The following is a 7,583-nucleotide window of genomic DNA, read 5'->3' on the forward strand; positions in this document are numbered from 1 at the left end:
AGAAGGTTTCAATTAATTTGTCCATGCTCTTTCCTTGGAGGTATCTGTTCCTTTTGGTCGAATGATCAGATCGGGGAACGAGCAATTAGTTCCTCTGCCAGCTCAGTTTCTTATCCAGAGTTCAGGTGATTCACAGTCGAGGCTTTAAAACTGGTAACTTTCCGGCACGACAACGATGCCTTTTTCCGATAAGGTAAAGCGTTGTAAATCAGCAGCGCGATCGACACCAATTTTGGTATAAGGCGGAATTTTGACGTGTTTATCGATAATACATCCGACTAACTGGCAGCCTTCGCCGACTTCCACATCATCAAAGAGAATACTATCGACAATCGTTGCCCCATCATTGATTCTGACGCTGGATGAGACAATAGAGTGTTGTACTGAACCGCCGGAATTGATGACGCCATTGGCAATAATCGAGTTAATAAAAATACCTTCATTACCCGTGGCTGACGAGACGGTACGCGCAGGAGGCAGTTGAGGCTCATAAGTGCGGATCGCCCAGTTTTTCTGATAAAGATTCATTGGTGGGACAGGCTCAAGCAGATCCATATTGGCTTCATAAAACGAATCAATGGTACCGACATCCCGCCAGTAACAGTCTTTGGCAACTCGCCCTTTTTCATTGGCAAATTGATAAGCAAACACGCGACCCGAGGGAATCAGTTTGGGGATAATATCTTTACCAAAATCGTGGCTTGAGTGCTCAAGCTCTGCGTCTTCAAACAGTGCTTGTCTTAGTGTTTCCATAGTAAAAATATAGATGCCCATTGATGCCAAACTGCGATCGGGATTATTGGGCAGAGTAGGTGGGTCATTTGGTTTTTCTACAAAAGAACAAATTCGTTGCGCTTCATCAATCGCCATAACACCAAATGCTGAGGCATCTTGACGAGCCACTTCCATGCAGGCAATCGTCAATTCTGCTTGATTTTCAATATGTTCTTCCAGCATCGCGGCGTAGTCCATACGATAAATATGATCGCCAGAAAGCACGACAACATACTTTGCATCACTGCGCGATAATAACCACATATTATGGAACAGTGCATCGGCCGTGCCTTCGTACCATTTGCCACCTTTACGCATCTGAGGAGGGACGACGGTAATAAATTCCCCCAATTCTGGATTAAAAATCGACCAACCATCGCGTAAATGTTTTTGTAAGGAGTGGGATTTATATTGCGTGAGTACCAAAATACGCCGTAGACCCGAATGTAAGCAATTGGTGAGAGTAAAATCAATAATGCGATATTTACCGCCAAACGGAACGGCGGGTTTTGCTCTGTCATCGGTCAGGGGAGATAAGCGTGAACCCATTCCTCCAGCTAAAACGACGGTTAAGGTATCTTGCATCTTTTGTCTCCCTATTATTGTGCAATCGACGATTGTATACAGAATAGTACAAATATTGGGCCAAAATAGTGAAACGCTAGTCATATTCTCTTGGCCGCTTGACGTGACGGCATTCTTGTTCACATCAAGTAACGTTACTATGCATTCACTATCGTTGGCTCTATTCAGGCTAGGCTATAGTTGTGCAACGATCATGCAAATGGCTCGTAGACAAAAAACAGTCACTAATTGGTTGATTACCGTCCTCGTCGTATGGCTTTCGAGCCGGTTCACAGAGTAAAAAACGTCATTATTAACGCCCCAGCACGACAAGACGTCGGTTCATGCTGCTTGTTTTTGCACCAGTATCGTGCATGTGCACTAAATGGGTGAGAGGCTGAGTGATCATATACTTAGTTTGCCATTTCTTGGCTGAGTAATATGGAAACTTGATTGCGCCCCGTGGCTTTCGATTCATACAGGGCTTTATCTGCTCGTTGATAAGTCTCTTGCTCCGACCCCATGATGTCACTGATCCCAGCGCTAATCGAAACATTTTGGGCGTGAAGTTGATACACTTTGATTCGTAATCGCTCAATCACCGCTTGCGCTTCCTCGATAGGGGTATGGGGTAAAATTATCGCAAATTCCTCGCCACCAATACGTGCTAAAAAATCCGATTCACGCAGACCATCACGTAGCGTTTCAGCGACAGATTGAATAACATAATCGCCATGACTATGGCCAAACTGATCATTAATTCGTTTAAAGTGATCAATATCTAAAATGGCGAGACAAGAGTGCTCGTGCTCTGGATAACGTTTAACACGATGACATTCAAGGCGAATTTGTTGGTCAAATTTACGACGATTCCAAATCCCCGTTAAAGCATCTTTCTCACTTTGTTCACGCAGTTTATTTTCTAACGCTTTGTGTTGAGTGATATCGACAAATGAAGCAACGTAGTATTGAATGACCTCTTGATCATCCAAAATGGTTTGAATTCGGAGGATTTCTGTTAGCTGTGAACCATCTTTGCGCTTATTGATCACTTCACCTTCCCAAAAGCCGTCTTCTTGTAGCGATTTCCACATATCAACATAAAATTGTTGATTGTGTTTGCCTGAGGCAAATATCGACGGCTGCTTGCCTTGCACTTCTTCTAAACGGTAGCCACTTAAACGGGTAAACTCTTGATTGACTTTAATGATCCGATTTTGTCTGTCAGTAATCACAATCGCAGACATACCGTTCATCGCCGCTAAAGCTAATTTACTTTCAAGGCTATTTTTCTGGTGAGTGATATTCCAAACCACACCGCTTCCGGTCACCAGACTAAGCAGCAAGAAGACGCTGATGGCTTGCACAAGTAGATCGTGACGTTTCGCGGTGCGTTGTTGCTCGACGGTTTGTGGATCATGGCTGTTAAAAATCAATAAGCTTGTCTCTGTTATCTCCGTCTCTGGCAGTGGTAGTTGCATAAAATGATAGTGACGGCCTTGATAAAGCAATAAGCCCTGAGCTTGCTGTTGAATCGATTGCCAGAGGGCTGGCGATTGTTGCGGTAAATCGGCAATAGGATCGTTGGCGTCGTGTGTGGATGCCGATGATAAATGAAGCACGGCGTCGCCATGATGATTTAAAACCGTAAATTGCGAGGTATCGACCGCGATGGTTGATTCTGCGTTAGGGAGTTGTGCAGTGTGATGATCGAGCTTTGCAAGCTCGTGAGCGAAATAGAGAAAAGGTACACACCCGAGTATGCACAATACAATCAAAAATTGAGCGAGATATTTAGCCTGTGACGATGACATGATTAACTTATAATGATTATTAAGCCATGATTATAGACCTTTAAAGCGAGAGATTACTTCCAATATGTTGAGTTCGTGCGCTCGCTCAACATTGGTGCATATGCGGTAATCAGGAAAAATGAAAATTTACAATGTAAACTGAGTATTGGCTAACAAGAAAACCTTTAGTAAAAGAGAGAATGAGGAGTTAACGATTATGAAGAAAGTACTTATGCTGCTGCTTCTCATTTTTGGTTTAGCGTGTGCGGGTGCTGGCTATTACCTATTTTATTACAAGCCAGAGCAAGAACGATTAGAGGCTTTAAATCAACGTTTGACGCCTGAAATACCAATATCTGAAGAGCATGAGCCCAGTGATCCTGCTTTTGTTATGCCAGAGATCATGGACTATTACGTCAATGAACCTACGCTTGGTGTGCGCGAGCAACCTGATAGAGATGGATTTGTCCATCGGTTACTTTATCGTGGCGAACCGGTGTTTTTGTATGAAAAACAACAGGGTTGGGGGAGGTTAACGCCTTTTTACGTCTATGAAGAAGGGGGCCCTGAGGTAGCAGAGTGGATTCCGTTGGATGGATTGGTGGTTGATCCACCCGTGATCACACCTGAAGAGCGCCGAGAAACTGTGCTGAGTTATATTATGAACTCGGATGATTTAGAGATTTTTCAAACCATGTTTATTCAAACCACCGATCGACTCTTGAATGACAAAACCTGTGTGCCCGGTGATTTTAAAGAGCTTGGGGGATGGGTGCGATCCGTTCGTTATCGGTCTGAGGACGTTTATTTTGTCTATTGTGGTGGTTTAAACCAAGCGAATAAAATTTATCTTAATGCACAAACTGGAACGATTTTTTATCAATAATCATGAGGACGCGATCTACGGTTTAGGATTAGCGATAGAGGCATTAGTTATATCTGACGAAAATTTTACTTGAGTCACACTTCACTCAGTTCTACACTGAGCTGTCCTATTAAGAATGAACTGATCATGCTTGAACGTATAACGTATTTTTTCTGGCTAGCTTTTCTTGCGTTGTTATTGCCTTCGCAAGCATTGGCGTGCGCGGAAAATTACCCTACCTCAAGTATTACTCTCAACCATTCTGTGTTAGATGCAGCTTCATACAGCGTACAAAATCCATTTGAGTTTGATTCGCAAGAGAGTCCGATCGATGTCGATTCGGTGCCAACCAGTGACACGTTGGCGAAAAGTATTGCCCAAGCCATTCTTAATCCGCCTCGCTTGCAGCTTACCGAGATCAACTTACCTCTCGATAATGGCTTTGATTTTCCTCATCTTGAAGGAAATGACGCTCTGCCTCGTTCTATCGATGCAGAGAGCTATGCTGCCCAAACTTGGATTTCCATTCCCTATCAGCATTTTCATGCCTCACATCGTCTTTCTGGCTGGAAAGAGACCAACGCGATGTACGTGGCATTAAATAGCCATTTCCTTTCTGCTTAATCTCCCTTTTACGTGACAATGTCACAATTTTAGTTTTTTAACTCGGCTATGCCCGAGGAGAGAGTTATGCAGAGAAAAACCGCTAAAACGCCAGCGCGTATTATGAATCGCTATGCGACATGGAAATACGTGGTATTGGTTATAACCGTTGTCTTACTTGGTTTAAGTGCTATTCCTACTTGGTATGGTGAACAACCATCAATTCAAATTGAGTCTAATCAAAAAGACAGCCCTTTAAATAATGTAGTAACCGTTAATCAACTGCTGCAAAAGCAGGGAATTAATGCACAAGAAATCCGTCAGGAAAATAACCACACCACGTTGGTTTTTAAAACCGAAACAGAGCAAACTCAAGCGCGTAAACTTTTAGATAATCTCGTGCAAGAAGGAGAAAGTTTAACTTTTTCTTACGTTTCAGTCGCTCCACCTTGGTTCACACAAATGGGATTTACTCCAATTAAGTTCGGTTTGGATTTACGCGGTGGCGTACAGTTTTTGCTTAATGTCGATGTCGATAAGGCGTTTCAAGAGCAACGAGATGGCATTACTGATGAAATAAAAGAGATGCTCGTTAATCAACACATTCGCGGTGTGAAAATTGAGCATGAAGGTAATGATGGCTTTTTAGTCTCCGTCAACTCACGAGCCTCACTCAATAAAATTAGTCAGTTTGTCAAAGAAAATTATCAAGGTTGGGAGGTGAAGTCGTCTTCTGATCAACTGACAGTGCAACCCAGTAAGCAAAATAAGTTGGATTTTCAATCAGCGACTATCCAGCAAAACTTGAAAATCATGCGAGATCGTATTGAAGAACTTGGCATTACCGAAGCTTTAGTTCAGCGTCAGGGTGAACATAGTATTCGTATTGAGTTACCTGGGGTACAAGATCCTGCGCAAGCGAAAAACGTCATTGGTGCAACGGCAAGCTTAGCGTTTTATGAAGTCAATACCAGCGGTATAGCTGGCCGTGATGATTTAGAACTGAAAGACAATAATGGTCAGTTAGTGATCTTGCATAAACGTCCAGTTTTAACGGGTGATCATATCGTTAATGCTCGCGCTGGTATGGACAAAATGGGCCTTTCTGAAGTCAATATCTCGCTTGACCACGCAGGTGGCAAAGTAATGAGTGACTTCTCGGCCAAGCACATTGGCAAACCCATGGCGACCGTGTATCGAGAGTACAAAACCAATGCTAATGGAGAGACGGAGCGCAGCGAACGCGTGATCAGTGTGGCGACTATTCAATCGCAATTGGGTAGTCAGTTTAGAATTACCGGCGCAGGCTCGAATCAAGATGCTCAACAATTAGCGCTATTATTGAGAGCCGGCTCACTCACGGCTCCAGTGACGATTGTCGAAGAAAGAACCATCGGTGCATCACTCGGGGCAGAAAATATTGAAAACGGTTTTGCTGCCTTGGCATTGGGCATGGCATTAACGTTAACCTTTATGGCGTTATGGTATCGCCGTTTAGGCTGGGTGGCGAACGCGGCTCTACTGATCAATATGGTCTGTTTATTTGGTTTAATTGCTCTGTTACCGGGGGCAGTATTAACCTTACCGGGGATCGCTGGCTTGGTGTTGACGGTCGGTATGGCGGTGGATACCAACGTACTTATCTTTGAACGAATTCGCGATAAGTTAAATGAAGGGCGTAGTTTTGCCCAAGCGATTGATAAAGGCTTTAGCAGTGCGTTTAGCACCATCTTGGATGCCAACGTTACCACGATGATTACTGCGATTGTGTTGTATTCGATTGGTAATGGACCGATTCAAGGCTTTGCATTAACGCTGGGATTAGGTTTGATCACCAGTATGTTTACCGGTGTATTTGCATCGCGGGCATTAATTAATTTGATCTGGGGACGTGATAGTCGCCGAGATGTGAGGATATAACGATGGTGACTTATCTAAAACAACATATTCGACAGATTCGACACATTACCAATATCGTTTCGATTGCTTTAACCCTGTTGGCATTAGCGGCTTTTGCGATTCGTGGTCTTAATATGGGACTGGATTTCACTGGCGGAATGGTAACTGAAGTCAGAGTGGATAAATCATTAACTCACGATCAAGTGTTGAACGTTCTCAAGCCGGAGCTGGGCGATTCTATCAGTGTGATTCAGTCTGGTGAAGAAGGGCGCTGGGTCATTCGTTACCCGTTAGTAGAAGAGCAGCAAAGTGCTCCAGAAATAGAGACGTTACTGAACACCATTTCATCTCAGATTGAAGTGGTGAGTAATAGCATGGTCGGCTCACAAGTTGGTGAGGAATTGATCGATCAAGGTGGCTTAGCATTATTGATCTGTATCTTATGTATATTAGGCTACCTTTCGTTTCGTTTTGAGTGGCGGTTGGCGAGTGGTGCCTTACTGGCGCTATTGCATGATGTGATCTTAGTGCTCGGTTTTTTTGCGGTGACGCAAATGGAGTTCAACTTAACCGTTTTTGCCGCCACCTTAGCAATCTTAGGGTATTCACTGAATGACTCGATCATTATTTCCGATCGGATTCGTGAACTACTGGTTGCCAAACCCAAAGCACCGCTGGCAGAGATCAATGATCAAGCGGTGATCGCAACCTTCTCTCGCACGATGGTGACTTCAGGGACTTCATTAATGACAGTATCTGCTCTTTGGTTAATGGGCGGCGAACCATTACAAGGCTTTGCTATTGCCATGTTTATCGGGATTATTTCTGGCACGTGGTCATCCATTTCCATCGGTACCGTGCTCCCTGAATGGCTACATTTAGAGTCCAAGCATTATCTGCCAGTTGAAGTTGATATGGCGCCTTAAACATCGGAACCCCCTTGATAATCTCAAGGGGGTTTTTTGTATAGAGAAAACCCCCAGCTAGGCTGGGGGTTCCGTAAAGCTTTCAGCTATAAGTCAGTTATAAAGCCCCTTTCAATTTGTTAAAACACTCTTGCGGTCTGGCAACTGCGAGAGTTAAAC

At 43.8% G+C, this 7,583-nt stretch carries 5 protein-coding genes and 1 pseudogene; 4 read left to right on the forward strand and 2 right to left on the reverse strand.

What is annotated here, in order from left to right; genetic code table 11:
* Positions 1-144: 144 nt before the first annotated feature.
* Together glgC and FKQ60_RS16790 are read right to left on the reverse strand one after the other, a co-directional pair.
* Positions 145-1,359, reverse strand: coding sequence for a glucose-1-phosphate adenylyltransferase (glgC, locus tag FKQ60_RS16785; RefSeq protein WP_170906785.1), 1,215 nt, complete (start codon positions 1,357-1,359; stop codon positions 145-147).
* A gap of 392 nt (positions 1,360-1,751) precedes the next feature.
* A pseudogene (locus FKQ60_RS16790) lies at positions 1,752-2,711 on the reverse strand (sensor domain-containing diguanylate cyclase); the annotation flags it as partial.
* Between the two features lie 637 nt (positions 2,712-3,348).
* On the opposite strand from FKQ60_RS16790, the gene FKQ60_RS16795 reads away from it, so the two are divergent.
* The 4 genes from FKQ60_RS16795 to secF all read left to right on the forward strand — a co-directional run bounded on the left by FKQ60_RS16795 (position 3,349) and on the right by secF (position 7,424).
* Positions 3,349-4,017 carry a hypothetical protein gene (locus FKQ60_RS16795; RefSeq protein WP_170906787.1) on the forward strand — a complete coding sequence of 223 codons (669 nt, stop codon included), beginning with the start codon at positions 3,349-3,351 and terminating at the stop codon, positions 4,015-4,017.
* Positions 4,018-4,143: 126 nt separating this feature from the next.
* Complete coding sequence (locus tag FKQ60_RS16800) at positions 4,144-4,620, forward strand: hypothetical protein (protein WP_170906788.1); 477 nt, start codon at positions 4,144-4,146, stop codon at positions 4,618-4,620.
* Between the two features lie 66 nt (positions 4,621-4,686).
* Complete coding sequence (secD, locus tag FKQ60_RS16805) at positions 4,687-6,519, forward strand: protein translocase subunit SecD (protein WP_170906789.1); 1,833 nt, start codon at positions 4,687-4,689, stop codon at positions 6,517-6,519.
* Between the two features lie 2 nt (positions 6,520-6,521).
* Entirely contained in the window at positions 6,522-7,424 is a 903-nt protein-coding gene (gene secF, locus FKQ60_RS16810) for a protein translocase subunit SecF (RefSeq protein ID WP_170906790.1), read from the forward strand.
* The last annotated feature ends 159 nt before the right edge of the window (positions 7,425-7,583 follow it).

The sequence above is a fragment of the Vibrio sp. A11 genome (assembly GCF_013048705.1).
Taxonomy (GTDB): Bacteria; Pseudomonadota; Gammaproteobacteria; order Enterobacterales; family Vibrionaceae; genus Vibrio; species Vibrio metschnikovii.